The organism is Streptomyces endocoffeicus (genome assembly GCF_016741935.1).
In the GTDB taxonomy this organism is placed as follows: domain Bacteria; phylum Actinomycetota; class Actinomycetes; order Streptomycetales; family Streptomycetaceae; genus Streptomyces; species Streptomyces endocoffeicus.
Window position 1 is genome coordinate 141769 of sequence record NZ_JAERRG010000013.1, and the last position, 26944, is coordinate 168712.

A 26944-nucleotide genomic window follows, 5' to 3' on the forward strand; every position below is an offset into this window, starting at 1 on the left:
TTCAGCCCTCATTCCTCCCATTGGTCGAGGAGAACATCGGCCAGGTCAGTGGTGGGTTCGCCGGCTGCTCCGTCGCGGAGGGCTTGTTCGGCCCAGATGATCTTGCCGCGGGCGGTGTAGCGGGTGCCCCAGCGCTGGGCGAACTGGGCGACGAGGAACAGGCCGCGGCCGCCCTCGTCGGTGGTGGCCGCCCGGCGCAGGTGCGGGGAGGTGCTGGAGCTGTCGGTCACCTCGCAGACCAGGGTGTCGTGGTCATACAGCAAGCGGATCCGGATGGGTTGGGTTCCGTAGCGGATGGCGTTGGTGACCAGTTCGCTGACGATCAGCTCGGTGGTGAAGGCGGCCTGGTCCAGGCCCCAGGTTGCCAGCTGGTGGGCGACGTTGTCGCGCACACGGGAGACGGCCGCCGGAGTGGAGGGCACATCCCAGCCGGCGACTTGGCTGGGGTCCAGCAGCCGGGTGCGGGCGATGAGCAGGGCGACGTCGTCGGTGGGGCGCTCGGGCAGCAGGAGGTCGAAGACCGTTTGGCAGGTCTCTTCCGGGGTGAGGTCCGGGTGGGTCAGGGCGTCTTGCAGGAGACCCAGGCCGGTGTCCAGGTCGCGGTGGCGATTATTGATCAGCCCGTCGGTGAACAGAGCCAGCCGACTGCCCGCGGGCAGCCGCAGTACAGCGGATTCGAACGGGAGGCTGCCCCCTACGCCCAGGGGCGGGGAGACGGGGGTGTCGGGAAGGGCGACGGTGCCGTCGGGCAGGGCCAGGGCGGGACCCAGGTGGCCGGCCCGGGCGATGGCGCACACCCCGGAGACCGGGTCGTAGATGGCGTACAGGCAGGTGGCGCCGGTGATGCCTTCGCTCTCGTCAGCGGCCTCGGAGGTATCGACCTGGGCGACCAGCTCGTCCAGATGGGCCAGCAGCTCGTCCGGGGCCAGGTCCAGGGCGGAGAAGGTGTGCACGGCGGTACGCAGCCGTCCCATGGTGGCCGCCGCGTGCACCCCGTGCCCGACGACATCACCGACGACCAGAGCCACCCGGAAGCCCGGCAGCGGGATGACGTCGAACCAGTCTCCGCCGACCCCGGCCTGCGCCGGCAGATACCGGTGGGCAATCTCCACAGCGGACTGTTCCGGCAGCCCCCGCGGCAGCAGGCTTTGCTGCAGTGTCACGGCCATGGTGTGCTCGCGGGTGTAGCGGCGAGCGTTGTCAACCGCCACTGCCGCCCGCGCGGCCAGCTCCTTGGCACACGACAGATCTTCCTCATCGAACGCTCCCGTGCTCTCCAGGCGCCAGAAGCTGGCCAGCCCCAGTACCACGCCTCGAGCCCGCAGCGGCACGGTGATCAGCGTGCGGATGCCGTACTCCAGGACCCGCAGGGCCCGCTCCGGATCATGGGCACGCCAGCCGCCCGCAACGCTCAGATCAGTCTCAAGGATCGCCTGGCCGCTCGCTACGCTCTCCGCCATCGGTGTGGTGGGCGCGAATCGGATCAGTTCGCCCACCGGGTAGAGCGGCGAGTCCTCACGGATGCGGCTGACGGCCGTGCGGTGCATCTCAGTGGTCCTCTCGGGCTCCGCTCCGACCAGCACTGGCTCCGCCAGATCGACAGTGACGACGTCGGCGAAGCGGGGGACCGCCACCTCGGCGAGCTCCTCGGCGGTGCGCACCACATCGAGCGTCGTGCCGACTCCCACTCCGGCGTCGTAGAGGAGTTTCAAGCGGTCCCGTGCCGCTTCCGCCTGGCCGGTCAGGGCCCGCAGCTCGGTGGTGTCCCGCAGCGTAACCGCACTTCCGCCCGGCCCGCCGTAGGGAGCGGTCGGACGTGCGTTCATCGCCAGCAGACGATCCCCGACCAGGTGCACCTCGTCGGTTGCCGCGCGTTCGGAGATCAGCAACTCGGTCATGCGCGGGTCCAGGCCCAGGCTCGCGACCGGGCGCCGCTCCGCGTCGTCGGGCAGATCCAGCAGTCTCCGCGCCTCGTCGTTGGCCAGCAATAGCCGCCTGTCGCTGCCGACGATCAGCACCCCCTCCTTCACCGAATGCAGGACCGCGTCGTGGTGCTCGTACATCCGCGTGATTTCGGCGGGGCCGAGGCCACGGGTCTGACGCAGCAGCCGACGGCTGAGCACGGCCGCTCCGCCGGTGGTGATGATCACCGCGCTGACGGTTGCGCCCAACAAGACCGGCAAGTCCGCAGTGACCCTCTCGCCGATGTGCCTGATCGTGAATCCTGCGGTGACCGCGCCGACCACCGAGCCATCGGGTTCTTTGAGAGGAACGATGAATCGGACCTGAGGGCCGAGAAACCCTGTCTTCTTCTCTCGTACGGTTCGCCCGGCCAGCACTGGAGCCATGTCGGCAGTGCTGCGCGTGCCGATGCGGTACTTCAGGGGATGCGTCAAGATGATCCCATGACGAGTCAGGACGCTGACGAAGTCCACGTGGGAGCCCTTCCTGGCCTCCTCGGCCCACGGCTGCAGCACCGCGGACGGATCACGGGACTTCATTGCTTCCACGATTCCCGGAGAGCTGGCAAAGCCTCGCGCGACAGCGAGTGAGCGAGCGTCGGCCTCGCGGGTATCCGCGCGGTGGATCTCGATCATGAGCGCGACAAAGGCGCCGACGGCCAGCACTACCACGACCGCTACCTGGAGTACGAACATCTGACCGACGACGCTGTGGATGCTCAGCGCCGAACGTACACCCATGAGCCGATTGCGGACCGACCTGCCCAACGGCCGACCACTCGGCGATGGTCCGGGACCTGGAATTCCTGACATATGGTTATTTTACTGATACATAAGGATAGTCGATTGATTTGCGACAGGACCGGCCGGGCTGTGTGCTCGATCGCTTTGGCGAGGATCAGGGTGACGACGGTCCGCAGGCTCATCGCCTGCCTCCTTCGTTGTCGTACAGGTAGAAACCGCGCCCCGACTTCCGGCCGAGCAAGCGAGCCTCGATCATGCGCATGAGCAGAGGGGGTGTCGCATACAGCGGCTCCTTGTACTCGGCGTACAGGGAGGAGGCGATGGCGCCGAGGGTGTCGAGCCCGATCAGGTCGGCCAGTCGCAGCGGACCCATCGGGTGCGCACAGCCCAGCACCATGCCGGCGTCGATGTCCTCCGCCGTCGCTGTGCCGGTTTCGACCATGCGGATGGCGGAGAGCAGGTACGGAACCAGCAGGGCGTTGACGATGAAACCGGCGCGGTCCTGGGCGCGGACGGCCTGCTTCCGCAGTGCGTCCTGGACGAACTCCGTGCTGCGGGCGATGACATGCGTGCCCGTCAGGAGCGATGGGACGATTTCGACCAGCCCCAGCACTGGAACGGGGTTGAAGAAGTGGATACCGATGACCTGCTGCGGGCGGGTCGTGGCCATGGCCAGCTTCATGATGGGGATCGAGGAGGTGTTGGACGCCAGGATCGCGTCCTCCCGTGCCACGATCTTGTCCAGGGTCCCGAACACCGCTGTCTTGAGATGTTCGTCCTCGACGATGGCCTCGATCACCACATCGCGGTCGGCCAGTGCGTCGAGATCGCTGGTAACGCGGATGCGGCCGAGGGAGTCGTCACGTTCCTTCTCGCCGATCTTCCCGCTGCGCAAGGCGCGGTCGAGCGAGACCGTGATACGCCGCCGGCCGGCCGCCGCGGCTTCCGGGCTGACCTCGCGTACCACGACGTCGAGGTGGGCGCGGGCGCAGACCTCGGCGATCCCGGCTCCCATCAGGCCCGAGCCGACCACGCCGATGCCGCGGATGTCCGGAGGAGAGGTCATGGGTGACTCCAATTCGGGGTCCTCATTGACAGTCAACGGAAGGCAGGGACCCCGGTGAGGGCACTGCCGATGACGAGTGTGTGGACCTCACCGGTGCCCTCGTAGGTGAGGACCGACTCGAGGTTGTTGGCGTGGCGGATCACCGGGTACTCCAGGGTGATGCCGTTGGCGCCGAGGACGGTGCGGCACTGCCGGGCGATCTCCAGTGCCTCGCGGACGCTGTTGAGCTTGCCGAGACTGATCCGTTCCGGGGTGATCTGGCCGGAGTCTTTGAGACGTCCCAGATGGAGGGCGAGCAGCATGCCCTTGCCGAGTTCGAGTGTCATGTCGGCCAGCTTCTGCTGGGTGAGCTGGAAGCCGGCCAGAGGACGGTTGAAGACGGTGCGGTCCGCGGCGTATGCGATCGCGGTCTCCAGGCAGTCCCGGGCGGCACCCAGGGCACCGCAGACGATGCCGAACCGGGCCTCGTTGAGGCAACCGAGCGGGCCCGAGAGCCCGCGGGCGCCTGGGAGCATCGCGTCGGCGGGCAGGCGGACGTCCTCCAGGACGAGCTCACTCGTCACCGAGGCGCGAAGGGAGACCTTGTGCTTGATGTCGTTCGTGGTGAAGCCGGGGGTGCCGGCGGGGACGAGGAAACCACGGACACCGTCGTCGGCGCGGGCCCAGACGACAGCGACGTCGGCGACCGAGCCGTTGGTGATCCACATCTTGGTGCCGTTGAGGACCCAGTCCGAGCCCTGCCGCTTGGCTTGCGTGCGCATGGCGCCCGGATCGGAGCCGGCATCCGGCTCGGTCAGGCCGAAACAGCCGATGAACCGGCCGGCGGCCATTTCGGGCAGCCACTGCCGCTTCTGCTCCTCTGAGCCGTATTTCCAGATCGCGTACATCGCCAGTGAGCCCTGGACGGAGACGAGGCTGCGCAGGCCGGAGTCGACAGCCTCCAGCTCCAGGCAGGCCAGGCCGTAGGAGACAGCGCTGGTCCCGGTACAGCCGTAGCCCTGCAGATGCATGCCGAGAACACCCAGCTCACCCAGCTTGTGGGCGAGCTCGCGAGCGGGGATGGCGCCCTGCTCGAACCACTCGGCGATATGCGGGCGAAGTTCACGGTCACCCATGGCGCGGACGGTGTCGCGGATGTCGCGTTCCTCTTCGCTGAGAAGAGTGTCGATTCCGAACAGGTCAAAGGGATGGAGGGGGCGAGTTGCCATCGGGGTCTCCTGGCGGCTGACAACAGCACGCGGCTGAGGCTAGTATGTGTATATCGGATCATGGATTCTGGATCCAATCTGGATCGTAGCTGGACGCCCCATGCTTGCCAAGACGTGAGAGGAAAGCCGCATGCCGTCTGAACACCCGGTGCCCGAAGCGGCCCTTGAGGGGATTGTCGTGGCCGACTTCGGCCGGGTACTCGCGGCCCCGTATCTGACGATGCTGCTCGCCGACCTTGGCGCCGAGGTCATCAAGATTGAGCGGCCCGGCAGCGGCGATGACACCCGGGCCTGGGGCCCGCCCTATGCGGACGGGGAAGCGACCTACTTCCTGGGCGTCAACCGCAACAAGCGCTCTGTCGTCCTGGATCTCACCGACGAGCGGGACCGCCGGACCGCCCAGGAGATCAGCGCCCGTGCGGACGTGCTCGTGGAGAACTTCCGGCCGGGCGCGATGGCCCGCCTCGGCCTCGGCTATGAGGAGCTTCGGGCGCTCAACCCAGGGTTGGTGTACTGCTCGGTAACTGGGTTCGGTGCGGGCGGAGGCGCTGCGCTTCCCGGCTACGACCTGCTGGTGCAGGCGATGGGCGGTCTGATGAGCGTGACCGGTGAACCGGACGGCCAAGGCACCAAGGCCGGCGTCGCGCTGGTGGATGTCATCACCGGTCTGCACGCGGGGATGGGTGTTCTCGCCGCACTGCGCCATCGGGAGCGCACCGGCGAAGGGCAGCGGGTGGAGGTCTCGCTGCTCAGCTCCCTTCTGTCAGCGCTGACCAACCAGGCGTCAGCATTCGTGGCCGGCGGCGTGGTACCGCGGGCCATGGGCAACCGTCATCCGTCGATCGCACCTTACGAGGTGGTGGAAGCCGAGGACCGTCCGCTGGTGCTCGCCGTGGGCAACGATCGTCAGTTCGCCGCGCTGTGCGCTGAGTTGGGGTTCCCCGAGCTCGCCGAGGACTCCCGGTTCGCTACGAATCCGGCGCGTGTGGCCCACCGTGGCGAACTCCTCGCCACGCTCGATGGCCCGCTGCGCACGCGGCCTGCCGACGCGTGGTTCGAGGCGCTCACCGCCGTCGGCGTGCCGTGCGGTCCGATCAACGACCTGGCAGCGGCGTTCGCATTCGCTGACCGTCTGGGCCTTCAGGCCCGGGCCCGGATCGATGATCCGGCCCGCGACCACTCGGTCGAGCAGGTCGCCAACCCCATCCGCCTCAGCGCGACGCCCGCCGCCTACCGCAGCGCACCGCCGCGTCTCGGTGAGCACACCGGAGAGGTCATGGCCGAGCTGGGCATTCCGTGCCCCAAGAGCGCCTCGACCTAGGATGAACGCGCCCGGCAGATCCGCTGCCCCGTCGCTGAGGAGAGCCCACGTCATGAACAGCCCTGTGCGGAGGCGGCGCCCACAGACCGCCCAGCAGTTCGTGCTGGGCGAACTGCGCGGGGCGATCACAAGTGGGCAGTTGAAGCCGGGCATGCCCATCCGGCAGGACTCGCTCGCCGAGCAGCTCGGTGTCAGTCGTGTCCCCTTGCGCGAGGCACTGAGGATCCTCGAGGCTGAGGCCTTGGTCGTCCACAAGGCGCACCGCGGCTACTTCGTCGCCGAACTCTCACTGGCCGACCTGCGTGAGGTCTACCGCATCAGGGAGGTCCTGGAGACGGAAGCCGTGCGGCAGGCATCCGGGCGCCCGGACAAACTGCCCCTCGCGACCCTGGAGACGGCCCAGCACGAGGTCGAAAAGGCAGCCGGCACAGGGGACGTGTCCGCTATGGCGGCGGCCAACCGCCGCTTCCACTTCGCTCTGTACGAGGCGGCCGGGATGCCGCGCTTGACCCGGCTCATCGCCACACTCTGGGACGCCACGGACGCATACCGCTCGCTCTACTATGTCGCGGCCGACAACCGTGACCATGTGGTGCGGGAGCACCGCGCGATCCTGGACGCGCTTCGGGGCGGCGAGACCAACGCGGCAGCGCGCCTTCTTGACGAGCATCGCATGCATGCGATCGAAGCTCTGGAGGACATGCTCCAGCAGGACTGACGCTCTGCGACCGCGTTCCTTCGGGGAGTTCCTGGAGGTAGAAGTCGATGGCGTCCTGGGCGCGGTAGGCGGCGACGGCCGGGTCGGCGACGGATGGCGGGCAACCGAGTCGGCTCCGTCCGGGCGCGGCCCAGTGGTCCGGGACGGAGTCGACCCATGGTGCGGCGCGGTCAGGCGTTGTTGTGGCCGCCCGCCCACACGGCAGGGGTCCGCTGCGCCCAGGGAGCGGCCTGTTCCAGCTGTCCGGCGAGGCGGAAGAGGACGTCCTCGCGTCCGTATCCCGCGGCGAACTGGATGCCGATCGGGAGTCCGGTGGCGGGGTCGGTCTCCAGGGGGACGGACATGGCCGGGGTGCCCGCGACGTTGAACGCGGCGGTGAAGGGCGAGCGGTGGAAGAGTTGCTTGAGCCAGCCGAGACCGTCGGTCCCTTCGGCGCCCTCGGCGTAGGTGCCCAGGCGGACGGGCAGTTCGGGCAGGGTCGGGGTGAGCAGTACGTCGTAGTCGGCGAAGTACTGGCCGATCGCGCGCGCGACGCTGTTGCGCATCGCGAGCGCGTGGACGAACTCGGCCCCGCTGACCCGCTGTCCGTAGGCGTAACTGGCCAGCATCTCGGGTTCGACAGTGGTGGAGTCGATGGGGCGCCCGAAGGCCGCGGCGAAGCCGTCGATCCATGTCACCAGATTGGTGCTCCACAGGCGGGCATTGGCCAGGATGAAGTCCTCCCAGCCGACGCCTAGTTCGACCTGGACCTCCTCCACCCGGTGCCCCAGGGACTCGGCGAGCCGTGCGGAGCGGAGTGTGGCGTCGACGACGGTGCCGTCGACAGCCCGACCGCCCCACGGTCGGGTGAGCAGGCCGATCCTGAGGCTGCCCGGGGAGCGGGTGATCTCCTGCGTGTAGGGCCGCTCCGGCTGCTGGGCGAAATAGGGGTCGCCGGGCTCAGGGCCTTGGACGAGGTCCAGCAGCGCGGCGCTGTCGCGTACCGAGCGGCTGAGGGCGCCGTGGACGGCGAGGCCGTTGAACACCTCGTCCGCGTCGGGGCCCATGGACACCCGGCCGCGGGTCGGCTTCAGTCCGAACAGACCGTTACTGGCGGCGGGGACACGGATGGACCCGGCCGCGTCGGTGGCATGCGCGATCGGGACGATGCCCGCGGCGACGGCGGCTCCCGAGCCGCCGCTGGAGCCGCCAGGAGTACGGGCCGGGTCCCAGGGATTGCGGGTGGCGCCGTACAGGACGCCTTCCGTGGTGGTGCTGTACGCGAACTCCGGAGTCGCCGTGCGGCCGAGCGTCACCAGCCCGGCGCGACGGAAACGCGTCATGAGCGATGAGTCGGCTTCGGCGACGTTTCCCGCGGCGATACGGCTGCCCAGCTCCACCCGCTGGCCGGCCATCGCGACGGCGAGGTCCTTGATCAGGAAGGGCACCCCCGCCAGTGGCGTACTGCCCGGAGTCGGCGTGTCCTGTGCGGGCCAGGTCTCGACGACGGCGTTGATCCGCGGATTCACCACGTCGGACGCCAGCTGGGCGGTCGAGGCGAGTTCCGCGGGAGTCACTTCGCCGCGAGCGACCAGGTCGGCCAGGCCGACGCCGTCGTAGTCCACGTACTCGGAGAGCTGCATTTTCGTTCTTTCGGGAGAGGGATTGACACCGCTTGGCGGTACCGATCGGTATTGAGTGATACCGATCGGTATCACATGGGACTGTTCGGTACCGTAACATTGGCGTCAGGGCGATGCAACGTCCCACCGGACCGATGAGGGGCCGCATGGCGGGCATGGACAGAGTCAGCAGGCAGAGCAGGGTGGCGAAGTTGCCGCCCCGGGAGCGGATCCTCGACGCGGCGGAGGAGCTCTTCTCGCGTGAGGGGATCAAGGCGGTGGGCGTCCAGGCGATCGCCAGCCGGGCCGAGACCACCAAGATGGCGCTCTACCGCCATTTCGCGACCAAGGACGCGCTGGTCGAGGAATGGCTCCGGATCGTCGCGGCCGACTACACCGCCGCGTTCGACCAGTTGGAGACCGCGCACCCGGATGATCCCCGGGCACAGATAGTGGGACTGGCCCGGTTCATCGCCGACGGACTTCCCGAGATCTCCCATCGGGGTTGTCCGTTCATCAACTCCATCGCGGAGCTGCCCGACCGCGCCCACCCGGCGCGCCGGCTGATCGAAGCCCACAAGGCCGGCCAGGTGCGCCGGATCACCGGCCTGTGCGCTCGGGCCGGGCTGCCCGATCCGGACGAGGCGGCCGCGGAGATCACCTTCGCGCTTGAAGGAGCCCAGGTAAGCGCCCAGAACGGAAGCATCGAGCACGTGGGTGAGCGGCTCATGAGGATCGTCGAGGCCGTCCTGGACCGCCACTCGGCCCTCAAGGCCGCTCCGTAAAGGATCACACCGCGACGTCTCCCGGCCGGGGGCGGTCAGGACCGCAGGGCGTCGGCGATCCATGTGGTCATGACCGGCATGATCTGGTCGAGCTTGTTGAGGGCGCAGTGGCTGCCGCCGGGAATGAGCTCGACCTGTGTATTCGGCCGGCCGTTGAACACCGTTGTGTCCGCGATCGGGACGTGCACGTCCGCGTCGCCGTTGATCACCACCATCGGGCAGTTGTCCTGCGTGGTCAGCAACTCATCGAGGGCGAAGGACTCGAAGGCGGGGATGAGGACGTCCGGGTCCGGCTTGGTGGTGAAGCCGGCCGCGTTGCCGAAAATGTCGGCCATGCCGAACAGCAGGCTCTTGGCGTGTTCGGGTCCGAACGTGGGGCTGGTCACCGGGCCGCCCAGGACGACGGCCGCGTCGGCGTCGCCGCGCAGGCCGGTGTGGGCGACATCGACATCGGATTCACCCTCACCGTCGACCGGCACCTCCCCTCACCCGAAGTGCTGCACAGCACCCCGCTCCGCGCGGAACAGCGGATCTACGCGTTGCTGCCGGCCAGCCACCCCCTCGCCACCACCCCCGGCATCGACCCCCGCGACCTGTCCGATGACCCGCTGCACCTGCCACGCCGCGAAGACAACCCCGCGATCTACGACCTGATCCTCGAAACGCTCGCCGATCACGGCGTCCTCGCACCCAGCCGAGCTCCGACCGTCGACAGCCTCGCCGCTGTCGTCCAGGAGATCGCCGCCGGAAACGGCTGGACGATCGTCACCTCCGGCCCCGATCAGCACCCCGTCCCCGGAACCGTCGCCCAGCCCCTGGCCGTCACCGTACGTCACCAGATACATCTCGAAGCGATCTGGCACAAAGGCGCCAACCAGACCGCCGTCCGAGCCCTCATCAGCCAACTCGCGCGCGCCGGCCGACACAGCGACAGGCAACTCCGAGCGGACAGACCGCACCGCGGGTAGCGTCCTCGGGCCCCGGCCGGGCTGTGCCGAAGTGTGGGTGGTCCGGTGTGGCACCGAGTTCCCTCGGTCGAGGTGCTGAGTGCCATGCTTACGGCTGGTCGTCTCCCAATGTCTTCTCGATCTTCTGCACGACGCGCCACAGGGGAGCGTTCCGCGGCGCCACCATGACGATCACGTCGTCCTCCGGCGCGGGCGCGGTGCCGCTCTCCGCTGCGCCGTTCTCCGTGCCGCTCTCCGTGGTGCCGCCGACGCTGCCCCATGTCTGCCGGACGAATGCCAGCGACTGATCCACCGCCTTCGCGGCATCGCCGTGCCCCCCGCCTCGCAGCCAGGTCCGCAGCCCGTTGTTGTGGGCGGCGACGACGGCCGCGGCCTGCACCTCCGCCCGAAGTGCTCCGTTGCTGTCACCCCCGTAGCATCCCCGGAGGTGGTGGGCCAGGGTCCGCTCGTAACGGTGCACCACGGACAGTTCGTAGCCGCGCAGGCTGGGCACTTCGCGGGTGAGTCGATAGCGCTGTACGGAGAACTCGGGGTTCGCGGCGTACATCCGCATGACGAGACGGGCCGCGTCGCAGACGACGTCGAGCGGTTCGCCGTCGGTGCTCGTCGCGAGGAAGGCGCTCATCTCTGTCAGGCAGCGCTCGTGATCGGGGAAGACGACGTCTTCCTTGGACGGGAAGTAGCGGAAGAACGACCGGCGTCCCACTCCGGCCCGCGCCACGATGTCGTCCACGGTGGTCCGCTCGAAGCCGTGCTCCAGGAAGAGCTGGAACGCGGCCTCGATGAGCGCCTCGCGCATGGGTGTTTTGCCGGACGGTCCCGGCCCGTTGGCCGCCGCTGTCGCCCTGCCTTCGTCGCGTCGTACGTCCGTCATGGAGGGAACGTAGCATCAGCGCCGGCAGGGATGGCACTGAGTACCTTTACGGAAGGTACTCAGTGCCATATCCTCATTCCGGTACTCCGCTGCGGCAGCGCAGACGTCCAGGAACCGTGAGGAGAGCCGGCGTGAGCTTGAGGATCGTTGTCTGTGTGAAGTACGTGCCCGATGCCACCGGCGACCGGCACTTCGCCGAAGACCTGACGGTGGACCGGGACGATGTGGACGGTCTGTTGTCGGAGCTGGACGAGTACGCGGTCGAGCAGGCCCTGCGGATCGCCGACGAGGCCGATGACGCCGAGATCACCGTGCTGACCGTCGGCCCGGAGGACGCCAAGGACGCGCTGCGCAAGGCGTTGTCGATGGGTGCTGACAAGGCCGTGCACGTCGAGGACGACGATCTGCACGGCACCGACGCGCTGGGCACGTCGCTGGTGCTGGCGAAGGCGGTGGAGAAGACCGGCTACGACCTGGTGGTGTGCGGGATGGCCTCCACCGACGGCACGATGGGTGTGCTGCCGGCGATGCTGGCCGAGCGGCTCGGGGTGCCGCAGGTGTCGCTGCTGTCGGAGGTGTCGGTGGCGGACGGGACCGTGACGGGGCGCCGTGACGGGGACACCGCGACCGAGCAGCTTCAGGCGCGGCTTCCGGCGGTCGTCTCGGTCACCGACCAGTCGGGCGAGGCCCGTTATCCGTCGTTCAAGGGCATCATGGCGGCGAAGAAGAAGCCGGTGACGTCCTGGGACCTGGAGGACCTGGAGATCGAGTCGGACGAGGTCGGTCTCGAGGGTGCCTGGACCGCTGTGGACGGTGCCACCGAGCGTCCGGCCCGCACCGCGGGCACGATCGTCAAGGACGAGGGCGAGGGCGGTAAGCAGCTCGCCGAGTTCCTGGCCGGTCAGAAGTTCATCTGACCGGTTCCCGCCGCCCGTCCCAGATCTTTCGCATTTCGCAGGAGAGCGATTCCCATGGCTGAAGTCCTTGTCTACGTCGACCACGTGGACGGTGCCGTCCGCAAGCCCACCCTGGAGCTGCTGACCCTGGCCCGCCGTATCGGTGAGCCCGTCGCCGTCTCCCTCGGCTCCGGTGCCGAGAACACCGCGTCCGTCCTCGCCGAGCACGGTGCGGTGCGGGTGCTGACCGCGGACGCGCCGGAGTTCGCCGACTACCTTGTCGTCCCGAAGGTGGACGCGGTCCAGGCCGCGTACGAGGCCGTGTCGCCGTCCGCCGTGCTGTTCCCGTCTTCCGCGGAGGGCAAGGAGGTCGCGGCCCGGCTGGCGGTGCGTATCGGGTCGGGCATCATCACCGACGCCGTGGACCTGGAGGCGGGGGAGGAGGGTCCGGTGGCGACGCAGTCGGTGTTCGCCGCCGCCTTCACCACCAAGTCCCGGGTCAGCAGGGGCACTCCGGTGATCACGGTGAAGCCGAATTCGGCGGCGGTGGAGGCCGCCCCGGCCGCGGGCGCGGTCGAGGCGCTTGAGGTGTCCTTCTCGGAGCGGGCCACGGGGACGAAGGTGGTGGCGCGTACGCCGCGTGAGTCGACGGGTCGTCCGGAACTGACCGAGGCGGCGATCGTGGTCTCCGGTGGGCGTGGTGTGGGCGGCGCGGAGAACTTTCCCGTCGTCGAGGCGCTCGCCGACTCCCTCGGTGCGGCCGTCGGCGCTTCGCGTGCGGCGGTGGACGCGGGCTGGTACCCGCACACCAACCAGGTGGGCCAGACCGGCAAGTCCGTCTCGCCGCAGCTCTACATCGCGGCGGGTATCTCGGGTGCGATCCAGCACCGGGCCGGTATGCAGACCTCGAAGACCATCGTGGCCGTCAACAAGGACGCCGAGGCCCCGATCTTCGACCTGGTCGACTATGGCGTGGTCGGCGACCTCTTCGAGGTCGTCCCGCAGCTGACCGAGGAGGTCAAGGCCCGCAAGGGCTGACGGAGCTCCAAGCCGGGGGTGGTCTCGACGACGAGGGTGAGGCCCTGGCCGCCGAGCTCCCCCAGGCGCGGTACTGCCACCTCGATGTCACCGGCGAAACGCGATGGCAGTCCGTCGTCCGCGCGGTCGAGGACACCCTCGGCCCGGTGGACGTCCTGGTCAACAACGCGGGGATCATCCACCGTGGCAGTGTGGAAGAACAGTCTCCCGAGCACTTCCGGCAGATCCTCGACGTCAACCTGGTGGGCGCCTTCCTCGGCATGCACACGGTCCTCCCCGGTATGCGCGAGCGCGGCCACGGCGCGGTCGTCAACGTCTCCTCCGCCACCGGTATGACGGGCTTCGCCGGCAGCGTCGGCTATGTGGCGAGCAAGTGGGGCGTGCGAGGGATGACCAAGGCCGCCGCGCTCGACATGGCGGGCACCGGGGTGCGCGTCAACTCCGTCCACCCGGGCGTCATCCGCACACCGATGGGCGAGGCGGCCTCCCCCGACCTCTTCGCCCACCAGCCGGTACCCCGCATCGGGGAGCCTGAGGAGGTCACCCGCATGGTGCTCTTCCTCGCGAGCGACGACGCCTCGTACACCACGGGCGGGGAGTTCCTCATCGACGGCGGCCAGACCATCGGCCACTGGCCGGTGGCGGGGGATCAGGCGTAGATCCGGGAGTAGAGTTCCTCGATCTCCTCGGCGGTGGGTACCACGGGGTTGTTGGCGGGTGAGCCGGAAGCGAGGGCCTGCTCGGCCATGAGGGGCGTCAGGCGGTTCCAGGTGTCCTGGTCGATGCCGTGGTCGCGGGGCGTGGGTACGGCCAGGTCGCGGCAGAGGCCGCCGAGCGCGTCGACCAGCTTGTCGGCGGCCGCGGTGTCGCCGTCCGCGGTGGTCGCGGCTCCCAGGGCGCGGGCGCAGTCGGCGTACCGGCCGGGCGCCGCGTGCACGGAGAAGGCGGTCACCGTGGGGAAGAGCATGGCGTTCGACAGGCCGTGGGCGATGTGGAAGTGGGCGCCGACCGGGCGGCTCATGCCGTGCACGAGGGCGACGCTGGAGTTCGAGAACGCGATACCGGCCTGGGTCGCGGCGAGCATCATGGCCGCACGCGCCTCGGTGTCCCCGCCGTCGTCGTAGGCGCGGCGGAGATGGCGGCCGATCGCCTGGATCGCGATGAGCGCGAGGCTGTCGGAGAAGGGGTTGGCCTTGCGGCTCACGTACGCCTCGACGGCGTGGGTGAGTGCGTCGATGCCGGTGTCGGCGGTCAGCCGGGGTGGCATCGACATGGTCAGTTCGGCGTCGACCACGGCGGCGAGCGGCAGGAACGCCGGGCCCGGGCAGAGCATCTTCTCGTCCGTGGCGCTGTCGGTGATGACGGTGAACTGGGTTGCTTCCGATCCGCTGCCGGCGGTGGTGGGGACCGCGATCACCGGCAGCGCGGGCCCGAGGTTCACCCGCGGGGCCTTGTAGTCGCGCATGTGACCGCCCTGGACTCCGAGCAGGGCGAGGGCCTTGGCGGTGTCCATCGGGCTGCCGCCGCCGAAGCCGATCACCGAGTCCGCCCGGTGGTCGTGCAACGCCTTCAGGCCCGAGGCCAGGGAGTCGGTCGTCGGGTCGGGCACGGTGCCGGAGAACAGCCGCGGGTGCAGTCCGGCCTTCCGCAGTGTTGTCTTCAGACGTTCCGCCGCGCCCGTCCCGGCCAGGAACGCGTCCGTCACCAGGAGCGGGCGGCTCAGCCCCAGGCCCGTGATGACGTCGCCCAACTCGTCGGCGGCACCGGGGCCGACGCGCATGATCCGTGGCAGGGACAGACTGGCAACCATGGAGAACCTCTCAACGATGGGAGGAAGGGGGCTGGGTGCTCCGGCCGGGGCTGTTCGACTGTGACGCCCGCGAGGGTGTGCGTTCAATCGCCAATGGCGCAGATGTGATGTGCGGAAATGCAGATACGCTGGTCCCGTGCACTCCGCTCCCCGCCCAGCCGCCGAGGATCCGGCCCCGCTTCCGCAGGCGGACCGCGGCAGGCTTGATCCGCGCAGGCTGCGCGCGGACGATCTTCGCTACCTGCTCGCGGTCGCCCGTACGGGGCGTCTGGTGGCCGCGGCCGACGCACTCGGCGTGGACCACACCACCGTGTCCCGCCGCATCACCGCCCTGGAGAAGAGCCTCGGCCTCCGGCTGATGGAACGCGGCTCCGAAGGCTGGGCCCTGACGGACGCCGGTAAGGCCGTCTCGGAGAGCGCACGCGCGATCGAGGACGCCCTGACCCGCGTCGTCGACGCGGTGTCCGGTCGGGACACACCGTCGCTTCACGGCACCGTGCGGGTGAACGCCCCGGACGGCTTCGGCACCGTCTTCGCCACGCCCGCCCTGGCCCGGGTACGCCGACGCCATCCCGGGCTGCGGGCTGAGCTCATCACGGCGACGCGGCAGTTGACCATGCACCCGTCCGGCTTCGATCTCGCCCTGGCCATCGGCCGGACGCCGGGGAGCCGTCTGGTCACCGAGCACCTCACCGACTACGCATTGGGGCTGTACGCCGGCGACGAGTACCTCGCCCGGTGCGGAGCCCCCAAGGCCCTCGCCGACCTGCGGGAACACGCGCTGATCTTCTACATCGAGTCGATGCTCCAGGTCGGCGACCTGGACATCGAACGCCATCTGCCCGGAGTCACCCCCGCGTTCTCCTCCACGAACGTCTTCGCTCAGCTCGAAGCCACCCGCGTGGGGGCCGGCATCGGCGTGCTGCCGGCCTTCCTCGCCAACCGGACCCGGCTCCGGCGGCTGCTGACCGACGAGGTCGACATCCGGCTGCCGATCACACTGGCCGTGCGGCGGGAAGCGGTCACCCATCCCGCCGTACGGGCCGTGCGCGACGCCCTGCATCAAGAGGTCGCCGACCGCGCCGCGGAACTGCTTCCCGAATAGCCCGGCCTGGAATAGCCCGGCCTGAATAGCTCAGCCGGATTCCCCGGCCGCGCCGGCTCGCCGGTCGCCAGCCGCCAGCCGCTTTCCCAGCGCATCCATTCCCAGCACACCTGTTGACGTTGCCCCTGAGGGCAAGGCTTAGCGTCCAGCCATTCCGCTGAGGCACACGCCGGAAGGTCGCCCCTGTGTATGGACAACGTCACGGCCTCCACCGCACTCCCCAAAACCGCACCGCACCGACACACGTCATGGTCGCCCTGGTCGCCTTGTTCGGGACTTCCTACGTCGGCGACCGGCTGATGGGCAAGGGCGTCAGCTCCCGGGTCCATCGGGGCATCATCCCGGGAGCGGCTCTGCTGATATGCGGTCTGTCCATGCTGTGTCTGCCCTGGATCGGAGCCCCAGGGCTCGTGGTCGCCGTCGTCTCGGTCGGGTACGGAGTGGGCACCGTGGTCTTCCCGCTGCTGAACGCGGCCGTCTCGGAGATCTGTCCCAAGGAGCAGTTGGCCGGGACGCTCGGGGTGTTCCTGGCCGTCATGAATTCCGGCGGCATCGTGGGACCGTACCTGGCCGGCCGGATCGTCGACACGACGTCCTCCCCGGCCTTCGGCTACGCACTGACCTTCCAGATTCTCGGCGCGGTCACGGTGGTCGGCGCGATCACCGCACTGCTCACCGTGAACCCGCCCCGGGATGCCCGGCGGGTGATGGCCGCCCGGGCGGCGCTTGACCTTGCCCCCGAGGGCAAGGTCTAGCGTAAGACGAGGTGAACGGCATGAAGATCAGTGAGCCGGCCCGTCGGGCCGACGTGACGACCAAGCCGGCTCAGGACCTGCTGGGCGTGTTCGTATCACCATTTACGTGAAAGGTTATCCATGTACGTCCCCGAACACTTCGTGCCCGACGAGGCGTCGATCCGTGACCTGCTGACCAACCACGGCGCGTCCGACCTGATCACCCCGACCCCGCAGGGCCTCCTCGCCACCCTGCTGCCCTTCGAGTACGACCCGGACGCCGGGGAACACGGGGCCCTCATCGGGCACATGGCACGCGGCAACGACCAGTGGCGCCAGCCGGTCCAGGGCGAGGCCATGGTGATCGTCCGCGGGCCCGAGGCGTATGTGACGCCGTCGTGGTACCCGACCAAGGAGGAGCACCACCGCGTGGTGCCGACCTGGAACTACATGATCGCCCACGTGTACGGACAGTTCGTCGTACACGACGATCCCGTCTGGATCGAGGCGCAGATCCGCCGCCTGACCGACCGGCACGAGACCGGCAACGCCGAGCCCTGGTCCGTCGACCAGGCCCCGGCCAAGTTCGTCGAGCGGCAGCTGCGCGCCGTCGTCGGCGTCGAGGTGGTCATCAGCCGCGTCGAGGCCAAGTTCAAGCTCAGCCAGAACCAGCCGCGGGAGAACGTCGAGGGTGTCATCGCGGGCCTCGAGGCCCGCGGACGGGCCGACGACGACGCCGTCGCCGCGGCGGTACGTGCCCACAACCCGCACGGCACCGCCTCCTGATCACCGCCGCACGACGCCTCATGCCCCGCGCCGGCACCGGATGCCGACGCGGGGCCCGAGAGGACCCCTGATGACCACAGCCAACACCGACGTCGAACTCGACCTCGTGGTGGCTCGTCGTACCGACGAGGCCCACGCGGTCGTCTCCCTCGAACTGCGACGGCCCGACGGCGCCCCGCTTCCCTCCTGGACCCCCGGCGCCCACGTCGACCTGATCCTCGAGAACGGCCTCGTACGCCAGTACTCCCTGTGCTCCACCCCCCACGACCCGCACGCGTGGCGCATCGGCATCCTGCACGTGCGTGACGGCCGCGGCGGCTCCCGCCACATCCACGGCACCCTGCACGAAGGCACGGCCCTCCGGGTGCGCGGACCGCGCAACAACTTCCCCCTCCTCCCCGCCGAGCGCCACGTGTTCATCGCCGGCGGCATCGGCATCACGCCGATCCTCCCCATGCTGGAGGAGGCCGAACGGCAGGGGTCGGACTGGGAGCTGGTCTACGGCGGGCGCTCGCGGGAGTCGATGGCCTTCCGCGAGGAGCTCCTGAAGCGCTACCCGGACCGGGTCCGCCTCCACCCGCAGGACCAGCACGGCATGCTCGACCTCGACGCGCTCCTCGGCACCCCCCGGCCGGAAACCCTGGTCTACTGCTGCGGTCCCGAGGGCCTCCTCGGAGCCGTCGAGGACCGTTGCACCGCCTGGCCGGACGGCACCCTGCACCTGGAGCGGTTCATCGTCAGGGAACAGCCGGCCCCGCTCCGGACCGAAACGTTCGAGGCCGAGCTGGCGAAGTCGGGCATCACGGTGACCGTACCGCCGGACAGGTCGATACTCGAAGTCGTCGAGGCAGCCGGAGTCAAGGTCCCCACTTCCTGCCGGGAGGGCATCTGCGGCACCTGCGAGACAGACGTCCTGGCGGGCGTCGTGGACCACCGCGACTCCGTCCTCACCCCCGAGGAGCAGGCCGCTCACGACACGATGATGGTCTGTGTCTCCCGCGCGGCGTGCCCGCGGCTGGTGCTGAGTCTCTGAAGGCCGCCGTGTTACTGACGCCTCAAGGCTCGATCGGCGCCCTCGGCTCCACCGGGGGCTACGCCTACCTCACCCGCGAGCAACGCGCTCGCATCACGGAGATCGCGGTGCGGGCCGCCGATGGCGTGCCGGTCATGGCGGGCATCGGCGCATTGCGGACCTCGCAGGTCCTTGCCCTGGCCGAGGACGCCCAAAAGGTGGGCGTCTCCGCAGTCCTGCTCGCCCCGATGAGCTATCAGCCCCTCACCGAGGACGAGGTATTCGGCCTATACGAGGATCCCTGGCGTCTCCGACGATCCGGCCCGGGCCACGGCCCGCGTCAACGCCTTGCGATCGCTGATCCCCGAGACGGTCACCATCGGCGTGAGCGGCGACTGGACGGCCGCCGACGGGCTGAACGCCGGGTGCGACGCCTGGTACTCCGTCATCGGCGGGCTCTTCCCGCGGACCGCCCTGGCCCTCATCCGCGCCGCTCAGGCCGGTGATGCGGCAGGGGCGACAGCCCTGTCCAACCAGCTGGAGCCGCTGTGGGCGCTGTTCCGCCGGCACGGCAGTCTGCGGGTCATGTCCGCCGCCGCCCACCACCTCGGCCTGATCGAAGAGCCGAACCTGCCGCTTCCCCTGCGCGGGCCGGCCCCGGAGGCCCGCCGCGAGGTCAGTGCGGCGCTGGACGCCGTCGGGCTCACCGCCTGAACCGGTCTCCGGTTGCTGAGTGAGTAAACGAACCGACGGTATGTGTGGGAAATTCTTATCAGATTCCTTGCTCCACGCTGTCACCACACTGGCTATGCGTTGTAGTGCGCGGTTCTAGGGTTTTGGCATTCGCGGACGCCAGAACTCGGCGGTCCGTTCGCCGATTGGCGGTTGCCGCCCACTTTCCCTGGAGGACCCTTATGAACGCCAAGATCCGCGCGCTTGCCGCCGTCCCGGCCATCGCCCTCGTACTCTCGCTCTCCGCCTGCGGCGGCTCGGACTCGAAGGACGACGCGAAGGACACGGCGGCCGAATCCGCCGCCCCGGCCGGGGACGCCGCGGCCGCGGGTGGTGCCGCGGGTGGCGAGGCGGGCGGTGGTGACGACGACGGAAAGGTGGAGCCACCCCTGACCGGGGAGATCAAGTCCAAGGCCGAGAAGGCGGCGGTGGCCGCGCACCCCGGCACCGTCCTGAAGTCGGAAGAGGACCAGGAGAACCCCGGTCTCTACGCGGTCGAGGTGAAGAAGGCCGACGGCACATCGATAGAGGTCTACCTCGACAAGAGCTTCAAGGTCGTCAAGACCAAGGAGGAGGGCACCGAGGAAAACGAAGGCTGACCACCTCGGGAAAGCCTTATCGGTGTCATCAACCCTTGAGCGGTTCCGGTGATTTCGCCACCCGGCGGATCCGAGGTCTGTGACCCTGTCGACATGCGTGTCTTGCTCATCGAGGACGACGACCGGGTGGCCGGACCGGTGGTGGAGGGGCTGAACCGCTTCGGGTTCACCGTGGACCACGCCCGTACCGGCGCCGACGGCCTGGCCGCCGCCGCCGGAGCGGAGATGGTACTGCTGGATTTGGGGCTCCCCGACATGGACGGCATCGACGTCTGCCGGGCCCTCAGAGCCCGCTCCCAGATTCCCATCATCATGATCACCGCACGGAGCGACGAGGTCGACCGCGTGCTCGGCCTGGAACTCGGTGCGGATGACTACCTCTCCAAGCCCTTCGGCGTACGGGAGTTGGTCGCCCGCATCAGGGCCGTCACCCGGCGCGCCCGGCCCACCGCCCCGGGCATCGACCAGGCGACCCCGGACGTCAGCCGGACCGCACCGGACCCGGTGGGCGGATTCGCTTCGGGACATGCCGCCGGACCTCAGCACCTGGGGCCGCTCACCATCGACCGCCGGGCCCGCCAGGTGACGCTTCACCAGGAATCGGTCGCACTGGCCCCCAAGGAGTTCGACCTGCTCGCCTACCTCGCCGAGGATCCGGGCGCGGTCTACTCCCGCCAGCAGATCCTCGACACCGTATGGGAAGCCAACTTCTTCGGCCCCACCAAGACCCTCGATGTGCACGTAGCCGGGGTGCGCCGCAAACTCGGCGACTCCTCCTGGATCGACAACATCCGTGGCGTCGGTTACCGCCTCACCCTGCCCCCCGAAGCGCCCGGTGCCACCTCACCGGAGAGCCTGGGAGAAACCCGGTGACACACCGCCTCCTCCTCAGCTACCTCAGCCTGACACTGCTGGTGCTGCTGTGCCTCGAAGTGCCGTTCGGGTATGTGTACGCCAGTGAGCGGATGTCCCGCTTCTCCCATACCGGCCGACAGGGCGCGGTCATGCTGGCCGAGGTGCTGGAGGAGAACGTCGAGGAGGACGCCGCCTCCGACGTACCTCAGCTGGCGGCGAGGTTCGCACGCGGCACCGACAGCCATGTGATCGTCGTGGACCGCACCGGAAAGGTGCTGACGGATTCTCGCGGCACCCTCTCCACCGGAACGGACCTCTCCGCCGATCCGGACATCGCCGGCGCACTGCGCAACCGATCCACCACGGGCACCCGCCAGGATCCCGTGCTGGACGGCGAAGCCCTCTCCGTCACCATGCCGGGAAGTTCCGGAACCACCGTCCGCTGTGCCGTACGCGTCACCTACCCCCTGGCCACGGTCAACCAGAAGATCCATGACGCCTGGCTGGTGCTGGCCGCCGCCGGGGTCGGCGTCCTGGCCGCCGTCGCCCTGATCGCGCTCGCCCTCGCCCGCTGGATCACCCGCCCGGTCCGGGCCCTGGAACGTGCCACCACCCAACTCGCCAACGGCACCCTCACGGATCCGCCCGCCACCGACCTCGGCCCACCCGAGCTCCGACGGCTCGCCTCCTCCTTCACCCACACCGCCTCCCGACTCCAGCATCTGCTGCGCGCCCAGGAGGCGTTCGCCTCCGAAGCCTCCCACCAGCTGAAGACGCCCCTGACCTCACTGCGTCTGCGACTGGAGAACTTCGAGCCCTACCTCGACCCCCGCGCCCGGGGCAGCCTCGACGAGGCCGTAGGCGAGGTGGAACGGCTCGGCCGCATGGTGCAAGGCCTGCTCGCCCTCGCACGGCTGGAGAGCTCCGCCACCACCCCCGAACCCACCGACCTGGACACCGTCGTCGCCGATCGGGCGGCCATGTGGACCGCCTTCGCCGCCGAACACCTCGTCGACATCGCGGTCTTGGGCCCCAGCGTCGGCCAGGTGTGGGCGATCCCCGGCGCTCTGGAGCAGATCATCGACAACCTGCTCTCCAACGCGCTGCGGATCTCACCCCCCGGATCCGTCATCACCCTCGCGAAAACCCCGGTGGGCGAGGATCCCCGCGCCCCGGCGGACATCGCACTGCATGTGATGGACCAAGGCCCCGGCATGAGCGAGAGCGAACGGCGACGCGCGTTCGACCGCTTCTGGCGCGCCGCGGACGCCTACCACGACGGCACCGGACTGGGCCTGCCCATAGTCCAGCAGCTCACCCGCGCCGGCGGCGGCGACATCGCCCTGGACGCCGCGCCCGGCGGCGGCCTGGACGCCATCGTCCGCCTGAAAACGGCCGACACCCGCCGCCCACCCACGGCCGCCCGCGCCCGGCACGATGCCACGCCACCCGCACGGATGGGCTGAGGAGGGGAGGCCGGTGGTGGCCATCCCCTCCTCGGCGTGTGCGGTCAGCGCAGGCGCAGGGCCTCGCGGACGGTGGTGAACAGGTCGGTCTGGTTGGTCACACCGAGGACGCGGTACGCCTCGGGCCCCTGGGCGGCGATGCGCACCTGGGTGCCGGTGTGCTCCTGGGACTGACCCGGGGTGTTGGTGGAGTAGTTGACCTTGAGCTGCTGGCCCTCATCGGTGACGAGGGTGGAGGACAGACCGGGCGGGGTGGCCTCCAGCGGCACGATCTGGCTGGTGTGGCCGTGGTCGGCGGTGGTGACCACGAGGGTGTCCGGGTGCTTGGCGGCGTAGTCGCGGGCCACCTTCACCGCGCGGTCGAAGGCGGCGGTCTCGCCGATCTGGCCGCACGGGTCGGCCGCGTGGTCCTGCTTGTCGATGGAGGCGCCCTCGACCTGGAGGAAGAAGCCGTTCTTGGAGTGCTTCTGCTTGGCCTCCAGCAGCTGGATCGCCTTGGTGGCGGAGTCGGCCAGGCTCGGCGTGGCCGCCGGGCGGCTGGAGTTGGAGGTCACACACCGCTGAGGGGCCGTTCCGCCGACCGCGGCCGCCTTGCCGGTCCATTCCACCGGAACGTTGCCGGAGGCGAACAGGCCCAGCACGGGCTTGCCGGGCTTGGCGTTCTTCATGCCCGCGTCGTCGGTGACGACCTGGTAGCCGAGCTTCTGCGCCTGCTCGGTGACGGTCATGCCCTTGAACGCGCCGTCGGTGACCTTCTGGTCGAACCGCGCCTTGCCGCCGCCGAGGAGGACGTCGACCTTGTGGTTCACGGACTGTTCGGCGATCGAGCCGGGGCCGCCCGCGGCGATCGTGTCGGCGGGGCACTTGGCCATGTCGGCCGGGCCCTGGCAGGAGCGGTCGGTGGCGTGGGAGGCGAGCACCGCGGGGGTGGCGTCGGTGAGCTCGGAGGTGGTGACGCTGCCGGTGGCGTACCCGTTCTTCTGCGCGAGCTCCAGGACCGTCGGGACCGCCTTGTCGGTGCCCGGCGTCTTGGAGATGCGTCCGTTGACGGTCTTCTGGCCGGTCGCCCAGCCGGTGCCGCTGGCGGCGGAGTCGGTGACGTAGTCCGGGGTGCCGTCGGCGTGGACCGCGTAGGTGGTGTAGGCGCCGGTGAGCGGGAACTTGTCCAGGTTCAGCCGGCCGTCGGCCCCGACCGTGTAGTCACGGGCCAGCGTCATCTCCGAGTCACCCATGCCGTCGCCGATCAGCAGGATGACGTTCTTCGCCTTCCCGCCCTCGATGGCGCTCCGGGCCTGCTCCTTGCTGTCGAAGGCGCCGGCGGTGGTGGTGGCGGCCACGGCGGCGGCGGCGAGAACCGTGGCGGTGGCGAGGGTGAGGTGACGACGGGAGGGTCTGTGCATGGGGTGCAACTCCTTGAAGCGTGCGGAGACAGGTGCTGATGCCAACGGACCCCAAACCATCAGCTATTGGTGAACCGGTGGGAAAGCCTTGGCCCCGTTTTTATTTCCACCGCATGGCGCGGACGGGGGTGCCCCGGGCCCGGCCGATCCGGCCCCAACTAACTTGCGTGCTGTCTAACAAGTTTATAGGCTGCTCCTCATCCTGAAGGAGGTTTTGATGATCGAGATGGATGAGCGGGCCCTCGACGCGCTGCTGGCCGAGGACCCCGGTGGCCCCGTGGTGATGCTGAACCTGCTGCGGTTCCGCCCGGACGGTGGCCGCGAGAGCTACCAGCGCTACATCGATGCGCTGGGCCCGGAGATCCACGGGCGGTACGGACTGCGGGTGGAGTACCTGGGGGACGGCGGTCGTGCCCTGGTCGCCGAGGACGGGCAGGCATGGGACACGGTGCTCCTGGTGCGCTACCCCAGCCGCCGGGCGTTCGCCGACATGGCCCGCGACCCCGACTATCGGGCGGTGGCCCACCTCCGCACCGAGGCGCTGGTGGAATCGGTCCTGCAGCCCACCGTGCCGCTCCAGGGCGGGGTGAGCTGATGCCCGCGGTCTTCGTACACGGCAATCCCGAGACGGCGGCCGTCTGGGATCTGCTGATCGCCGAACTGGAGGCCGCCGGTGCGGCTCCGGCCGACCTGATCCGGCTGTCCCCGCCCGGGTTCGGCGCACCGCTGCCGGACGGGTTCGGGGCGACCGTCAGGGAGTATCGCGACTGGCTGATCGGCGAGCTGACCCGCTTCTCCGAGCCCGTCGACCTGGTGGGCCACGACTGGGGCGGCGGACACGTCCTCAACGCGGTGATGAGCCGCCCGGAGCTCGTACGCAGCTGGGTCAGCGACACGATCGGGGTCTACGACCCCGAGTACGTCTGGCATGAGCTCGCCCAGCGATGGCAGACCCCGGGCGCCGGCGAGGCCGATGTGGCCGCGCGTTTCGGCGCGCCCCTCGAGCGGCGGATCGCGACGCTCGTCGAGCGGGGGATGGGCCAGGCGGTGGCCGAGCGGGTCGCCCAGGGCCAGAACGAGGCGATGGGCCGGGCCGTGATCGCGCTCTACACCTCCGCCACCCGACCGGTGATGACCGAACTCGGCCGGGACCTGGAGAACGCGGCCCGGCGGCCGGGGCTATTGGTGCTCGCCACCGAGGACCACGTGGTCGGGACCGTCGAGCAGCGACGCCGCGGCGCGCGCCGGGCCGGTGCCCGGGTGGAGGTCCTCGACGGTCTTGGCCACTGGTGGATGACCCATGACCCGCGCCGTGGTGCCGAGGTCCTCACCCGCTTCTGGGCGTCACTGGACCAGGGGTAGCCGCGCGGACGTGGCTGCCACGCTGCGGCGAGCACATCCGCGCAGCGGCGGCCGGTGGGCGCCTATCGCGTTGAGGGAAGTGATCCAGATGGCTATGTTCGGCCCCATGGCGGACGACGAAGGCACACGTGCGGCACGGTTGGTGGACGCCCAGGCGAAGGCCGTGCGGCTCTTCGCGGAGATCGAGGAGCGCGGGCTGGTGGCGCCCGGGGAGGGGGAGCGGGCGGTCAGCGACCGGATCCGGGACCTGGCGAACGAGATGTTCGGTACGACCCGGCACTGGCACAAGCGGATCGTGCGCTCGGGGCCGAACACCCTCCTGCCGTACCGGGAGAATCCACCGGACCGGGTGATCGGTACGGACGACATCGTGTTCGCCGACTTCGGGCCGATCTTCGAAGAGTACGAGGCCGACTTCGGAAGGACGTTCGTCCTCGGCGACGACCCGGTCAAGCACCGGCTGCGGGACGATCTGCCCAGGGTGTTCGCCGCCGGGAAGACCTTCTTCGAGGGCGACCCGGAGATCACCGGCGAGCGGCTGCACACCGAGGTCGGCCGCCTGGCCACCGAGGCCGGCTGGGAGCTGGGCGGCTGGCACGCGGGACATCTGGTCGGGGAGTTCCCGCACGAGACGATCGACGGCGCGGACATGGAGTCGTACGTCACGCCCGCCAATGGCACACCACTGCGGCGCACCGACAAGACCGGACGCCGCTGCCACTGGATTCTGGAGATCCACCTCATCGACCGGGAGCGGGGGTTCGGCGGGTTCCACGAGGAACTGCTCACCTTGTGACCGGTCCCCGGCGGCGCGCCGGGCGTAAGGGTCCCTCGCTTCCCACGGAGGCCGTGCATGCTGCTGCGTCAGCTGGAGTACCTCGTCGCGCTCGCCAGGGAGCGGCACTTCGCCCGCGCGGCGGCCTCCTGCTACGTCTCGCAGCCGTCGCTGTCCGCCGCGATACGCCGGCTGGAACACGAACTGGACGTACCGATCGTGCGGCGGGGGCGGCGCTTCGAGGGGCTGACCCCGGAGGGCGAGCTGGTGCTGGCGTGGGCACACCGCATCCTGGCCGAGCGGGACGCGCTGCTCCAGGAACTCTCGGCCCTGCGCGGCGGCCTGACCGGCACCCTGCGGCTGGGTGTCATCCCGACCGCGCTGCCCGCCGCGTCCCTGCTGACCACCCCGTTCTGCGAACGCCATCCGCGGGCCCGGGTCAGTGTCGAGTCGCTGTCGTCGGCCGACATCACCCATGGGCTGACCGAGTTCGAACTCGACGCCGCGATGACCTACCTCGACGACGACACCCTGCGCGGCGTCCGCCGCCAGACCCTCTACGAGGAACGCTACGTCCTGCTCACCCCGCTGGACGGTCCGCTGGCCGGCGCGCGGAAGGCGCGGTGGTCGCAGGCCGCGTCCCTGCCCCTGTGCCTGCTGGTCCCGCGGATGCGCAACCGCCGCATCATGAACGAGTACTTCGCGGCCGACGGCGCCACCGCCACGCCCGCGATCGAGTCGGACAGCGTGGCGGGGCTGTACGCACACCTCCGCGGCGGGCGCTGGTCCAGTGTGATCTCACACGCCTGGCTGCGCATGTTCGGCGTGCCCGCCGGGATGCGGGTCGTGCCGCTGGACGGCCCCGTACGCGGGCCCCGGGTCGGCCTGGTCACCGGCCAGGACGATCCCCCGTCCGTGCTCGCCGAGGCGCTGCTGACGGTGGCCCGGGAGGCGGGGGTGCGGGACGCGCTGGACGAGTTGCTCCACTCCTACCTCGGGGGGCGCGGCTGAAGGAGCGGCTGATAGAAGCGGGCTATGCCGCCATAGCGAGGATCGCTTTGACCGGGGCGAATGACCCCGAGGATGGTGAAGTGCACCAGGCAGCAACGGAGTTGAGGAGCCGCGACC

27 protein-coding genes and 1 pseudogene are annotated in these 26944 nt (G+C 69.6%); 20 read left to right on the top strand and 8 right to left on the bottom strand.

Annotated elements, in window-relative coordinates:
- Positions 1–8: 8 nt before the first annotated feature.
- The 3 genes from JK364_RS29310 to JK364_RS29320 all read right to left on the bottom strand — a co-directional run bounded on the left by JK364_RS29310 (position 9) and on the right by JK364_RS29320 (position 4979).
- Entirely contained in the window at positions 9–2774 is a 2766-nt protein-coding gene (locus JK364_RS29310) for a SpoIIE family protein phosphatase (protein ID WP_201854342.1), read from the bottom strand.
- A gap of 109 nt (positions 2775–2883) precedes the next feature.
- Positions 2884–3771, bottom strand: coding sequence for a 3-hydroxybutyryl-CoA dehydrogenase (locus tag JK364_RS29315; RefSeq protein WP_201854343.1), 888 nt, complete (start codon positions 3769–3771; stop codon positions 2884–2886).
- 32 nt (positions 3772–3803) lie between these two features.
- Positions 3804–4979 carry an acyl-CoA dehydrogenase family protein gene (locus JK364_RS29320; protein ID WP_201854344.1) on the bottom strand — a complete coding sequence of 392 codons (1176 nt, stop codon included), beginning with the start codon at positions 4977–4979 and terminating at the stop codon, positions 3804–3806.
- Between the two features lie 130 nt (positions 4980–5109).
- Between JK364_RS29320 and JK364_RS29325 the strand changes: the two genes are divergently transcribed.
- On the top strand, positions 5110–6300 hold the full coding sequence (locus tag JK364_RS29325) for a CaiB/BaiF CoA transferase family protein (protein ID WP_201854345.1): 1191 nt from the start codon (positions 5110–5112) through the stop codon (positions 6298–6300).
- A 52-nt stretch (positions 6301–6352) separates the two neighbouring features.
- Positions 6353–7018 carry a GntR family transcriptional regulator gene (locus tag JK364_RS29330; protein ID WP_201854346.1) on the top strand — a complete coding sequence of 222 codons (666 nt, stop codon included), beginning with the start codon at positions 6353–6355 and terminating at the stop codon, positions 7016–7018.
- Between the two features lie 170 nt (positions 7019–7188).
- Here JK364_RS29330 and JK364_RS29335 read toward each other — a convergent pair whose 3' ends face one another.
- Positions 7189–8640 carry an amidase gene (locus tag JK364_RS29335; protein WP_201854347.1) on the bottom strand — a complete coding sequence of 484 codons (1452 nt, stop codon included), beginning with the start codon at positions 8638–8640 and terminating at the stop codon, positions 7189–7191.
- A 155-nt stretch (positions 8641–8795) separates the two neighbouring features.
- Here JK364_RS29335 and JK364_RS29340 point away from each other — a divergent pair, with 155 nt between their 5' ends.
- Positions 8796–9404, top strand: coding sequence for a TetR/AcrR family transcriptional regulator (locus tag JK364_RS29340; RefSeq protein ID WP_201854481.1), 609 nt, complete (start codon positions 8796–8798; stop codon positions 9402–9404).
- Between the two features lie 35 nt (positions 9405–9439).
- Here the strand turns inward: JK364_RS29340 and JK364_RS57640 are convergent, their stop codons facing one another.
- Positions 9440–9883 (bottom strand): alpha/beta fold hydrolase, encoded by a 444-nt coding sequence (locus JK364_RS57640; RefSeq protein ID WP_307841415.1) that lies wholly within the window; start codon positions 9881–9883, stop codon positions 9440–9442.
- 15 nt (positions 9884–9898) lie between these two features.
- On the opposite strand from JK364_RS57640, the gene JK364_RS57645 reads away from it, so the two are divergent.
- Positions 9899–10372 carry a LysR substrate-binding domain-containing protein gene (locus JK364_RS57645; protein ID WP_307841416.1) on the top strand — a complete coding sequence of 158 codons (474 nt, stop codon included), beginning with the start codon at positions 9899–9901 and terminating at the stop codon, positions 10370–10372.
- Between the two features lie 88 nt (positions 10373–10460).
- Here JK364_RS57645 and JK364_RS29355 read toward each other — a convergent pair whose 3' ends face one another.
- Complete coding sequence (locus tag JK364_RS29355) at positions 10461–11171, bottom strand: TetR family transcriptional regulator (RefSeq protein WP_230992703.1); 711 nt, start codon at positions 11169–11171, stop codon at positions 10461–10463.
- Between the two features lie 206 nt (positions 11172–11377).
- On the opposite strand from JK364_RS29355, the gene JK364_RS29360 reads away from it, so the two are divergent.
- The 3 genes from JK364_RS29360 to JK364_RS29370 are packed head-to-tail and all read left to right on the top strand — an operon-like array spanning position 11378 to position 13839.
- A complete protein-coding gene (locus JK364_RS29360) occupies positions 11378–12163 on the top strand; it encodes an electron transfer flavoprotein subunit beta/FixA family protein (protein ID WP_201854351.1) in 786 nt (261 codons plus the stop codon).
- A 54-nt stretch (positions 12164–12217) separates the two neighbouring features.
- Positions 12218–13180, top strand: a complete 963-nt coding sequence (locus tag JK364_RS29365; protein WP_201854352.1) for an electron transfer flavoprotein subunit alpha/FixB family protein — start codon at positions 12218–12220, stop codon at positions 13178–13180.
- A complete protein-coding gene (locus tag JK364_RS29370) occupies positions 13177–13839 on the top strand; it encodes an SDR family oxidoreductase (protein ID WP_201854482.1) in 663 nt (220 codons plus the stop codon). Before JK364_RS29365 ends, JK364_RS29370 begins: the two co-directional genes overlap by 4 nt.
- On the opposite strand, the gene JK364_RS29375 is transcribed toward JK364_RS29370, so the two are convergent.
- Positions 13830–14990 (bottom strand): iron-containing alcohol dehydrogenase, encoded by a 1161-nt coding sequence (locus JK364_RS29375; protein WP_201854353.1) that lies wholly within the window; start codon positions 14988–14990, stop codon positions 13830–13832. The two genes, JK364_RS29370 and JK364_RS29375, sit on opposite strands and share 10 nt — an antisense overlap.
- Before the next feature lie 136 nt (positions 14991–15126).
- Between JK364_RS29375 and JK364_RS29380 the strand changes: the two genes are divergently transcribed.
- The 9 genes and pseudogenes from JK364_RS29380 to JK364_RS29415 all read left to right on the top strand — a co-directional run bounded on the left by JK364_RS29380 (position 15127) and on the right by JK364_RS29415 (position 22279).
- A complete protein-coding gene (locus JK364_RS29380; RefSeq protein WP_201854354.1) occupies positions 15127–16095 on the top strand; it encodes a LysR family transcriptional regulator in 969 nt (322 codons plus the stop codon).
- Between the two features lie 248 nt (positions 16096–16343).
- A complete protein-coding gene (locus JK364_RS29385; protein WP_201854355.1) occupies positions 16344–16850 on the top strand; it encodes an MFS transporter in 507 nt (168 codons plus the stop codon).
- Positions 16851–16970: 120 nt separating this feature from the next.
- The gene (locus JK364_RS29390; protein ID WP_201854356.1) at positions 16971–17615 is read left to right on the top strand and encodes an FMN-binding negative transcriptional regulator; all 645 of its coding nucleotides are present in this window, start codon (positions 16971–16973) and stop codon (positions 17613–17615) included.
- Positions 17616–17685: 70 nt separating this feature from the next.
- A complete protein-coding gene (locus JK364_RS29395) occupies positions 17686–18648 on the top strand; it encodes a PDR/VanB family oxidoreductase (RefSeq protein WP_201854357.1) in 963 nt (320 codons plus the stop codon).
- A gap of 8 nt (positions 18649–18656) precedes the next feature.
- A pseudogene (locus JK364_RS55600) lies at positions 18657–18824 on the top strand (hypothetical protein); the annotation flags it as partial.
- Positions 18825–18975: 151 nt separating this feature from the next.
- Complete coding sequence (locus tag JK364_RS55605) at positions 18976–19341, top strand: dihydrodipicolinate synthase family protein (RefSeq protein WP_230992674.1); 366 nt, start codon at positions 18976–18978, stop codon at positions 19339–19341.
- Positions 19342–19541: 200 nt separating this feature from the next.
- Positions 19542–19958 (top strand): PepSY domain-containing protein, encoded by a 417-nt coding sequence (locus tag JK364_RS29405; protein ID WP_201854358.1) that lies wholly within the window; start codon positions 19542–19544, stop codon positions 19956–19958.
- A gap of 93 nt (positions 19959–20051) precedes the next feature.
- Entirely contained in the window at positions 20052–20831 is a 780-nt protein-coding gene (locus JK364_RS29410) for a response regulator transcription factor (protein ID WP_201854359.1), read from the top strand.
- Positions 20828–22279 carry a sensor histidine kinase gene (locus JK364_RS29415; RefSeq protein WP_201854360.1) on the top strand — a complete coding sequence of 484 codons (1452 nt, stop codon included), beginning with the start codon at positions 20828–20830 and terminating at the stop codon, positions 22277–22279. The genes JK364_RS29410 and JK364_RS29415 overlap by 4 nt, the downstream gene beginning before the upstream one ends.
- A gap of 44 nt (positions 22280–22323) precedes the next feature.
- Here JK364_RS29415 and JK364_RS29420 read toward each other — a convergent pair whose 3' ends face one another.
- Positions 22324–23679, bottom strand: coding sequence for an alkaline phosphatase (locus JK364_RS29420; RefSeq protein ID WP_201854361.1), 1356 nt, complete (start codon positions 23677–23679; stop codon positions 22324–22326).
- A gap of 217 nt (positions 23680–23896) precedes the next feature.
- Here JK364_RS29420 and JK364_RS29425 point away from each other — a divergent pair, with 217 nt between their 5' ends.
- The 4 genes from JK364_RS29425 to JK364_RS29440 all read left to right on the top strand — a co-directional run bounded on the left by JK364_RS29425 (position 23897) and on the right by JK364_RS29440 (position 26827).
- Positions 23897–24274 (top strand): DUF1330 domain-containing protein, encoded by a 378-nt coding sequence (locus JK364_RS29425; protein WP_201854362.1) that lies wholly within the window; start codon positions 23897–23899, stop codon positions 24272–24274.
- On the top strand, positions 24274–25041 hold the full coding sequence (locus JK364_RS29430) for an alpha/beta fold hydrolase (RefSeq protein ID WP_201854363.1): 768 nt from the start codon (positions 24274–24276) through the stop codon (positions 25039–25041). Before JK364_RS29425 ends, JK364_RS29430 begins: the two co-directional genes overlap by 1 nt.
- Before the next feature lie 106 nt (positions 25042–25147).
- Entirely contained in the window at positions 25148–25837 is a 690-nt protein-coding gene (locus tag JK364_RS29435) for a M24 family metallopeptidase (RefSeq protein ID WP_201854364.1), read from the top strand.
- 57 nt (positions 25838–25894) lie between these two features.
- Complete coding sequence (locus tag JK364_RS29440) at positions 25895–26827, top strand: LysR family transcriptional regulator (protein ID WP_201854365.1); 933 nt, start codon at positions 25895–25897, stop codon at positions 26825–26827.
- The last annotated feature ends 117 nt before the right edge of the window (positions 26828–26944 follow it).

Bases quoted from the DNA above. Each gene is read 5' to 3' on its own strand.
- JK364_RS29310 (WP_201854342.1), bottom strand. From the start codon at position 2,774: ATGTCAGGAATTCCAGGTCCCGGACCATCGCCGAGTGGTCGGCCGTTG.
- JK364_RS29315 (WP_201854343.1), bottom strand. From the start codon at position 3,771: ATGACCTCTCCTCCGGACATCCGCGGCATCGGCGTGGTCGGCTCGGGC.
- JK364_RS29320 (WP_201854344.1), bottom strand. From the start codon at position 4,979: ATGGCAACTCGCCCCCTCCATCCCTTTGACCTGTTCGGAATCGACACT.
- JK364_RS29325 (WP_201854345.1), top strand. From the start codon at position 5,110: ATGCCGTCTGAACACCCGGTGCCCGAAGCGGCCCTTGAGGGGATTGTC.
- JK364_RS29330 (WP_201854346.1), top strand. From the start codon at position 6,353: ATGAACAGCCCTGTGCGGAGGCGGCGCCCACAGACCGCCCAGCAGTTC.
- JK364_RS29335 (WP_201854347.1), bottom strand. From the start codon at position 8,640: ATGCAGCTCTCCGAGTACGTGGACTACGACGGCGTCGGCCTGGCCGAC.
- JK364_RS29340 (WP_201854481.1), top strand. From the start codon at position 8,796: ATGGACAGAGTCAGCAGGCAGAGCAGGGTGGCGAAGTTGCCGCCCCGG.
- JK364_RS29355 (WP_230992703.1), bottom strand. From the start codon at position 11,171: ATGCGCGAGGCGCTCATCGAGGCCGCGTTCCAGCTCTTCCTGGAGCAC.
- JK364_RS29365 (WP_201854352.1), top strand. From the start codon at position 12,218: ATGGCTGAAGTCCTTGTCTACGTCGACCACGTGGACGGTGCCGTCCGC.
- JK364_RS29375 (WP_201854353.1), bottom strand. From the start codon at position 14,990: ATGGTTGCCAGTCTGTCCCTGCCACGGATCATGCGCGTCGGCCCCGGT.
- JK364_RS29385 (WP_201854355.1), top strand. From the start codon at position 16,344: ATGGTCGCCCTGGTCGCCTTGTTCGGGACTTCCTACGTCGGCGACCGG.
- JK364_RS29390 (WP_201854356.1), top strand. From the start codon at position 16,971: ATGTACGTCCCCGAACACTTCGTGCCCGACGAGGCGTCGATCCGTGAC.
- JK364_RS29395 (WP_201854357.1), top strand. From the start codon at position 17,686: ATGACCACAGCCAACACCGACGTCGAACTCGACCTCGTGGTGGCTCGT.
- JK364_RS29405 (WP_201854358.1), top strand. From the start codon at position 19,542: ATGAACGCCAAGATCCGCGCGCTTGCCGCCGTCCCGGCCATCGCCCTC.
- JK364_RS29410 (WP_201854359.1), top strand. From the start codon at position 20,052: ATGCGTGTCTTGCTCATCGAGGACGACGACCGGGTGGCCGGACCGGTG.
- JK364_RS29420 (WP_201854361.1), bottom strand. From the start codon at position 23,679: ATGCACAGACCCTCCCGTCGTCACCTCACCCTCGCCACCGCCACGGTT.
- JK364_RS29425 (WP_201854362.1), top strand. From the start codon at position 23,897: ATGATCGAGATGGATGAGCGGGCCCTCGACGCGCTGCTGGCCGAGGAC.
- JK364_RS29430 (WP_201854363.1), top strand. From the start codon at position 24,274: ATGCCCGCGGTCTTCGTACACGGCAATCCCGAGACGGCGGCCGTCTGG.
- JK364_RS29435 (WP_201854364.1), top strand. From the start codon at position 25,148: ATGGCGGACGACGAAGGCACACGTGCGGCACGGTTGGTGGACGCCCAG.
- JK364_RS29440 (WP_201854365.1), top strand. From the start codon at position 25,895: ATGCTGCTGCGTCAGCTGGAGTACCTCGTCGCGCTCGCCAGGGAGCGG.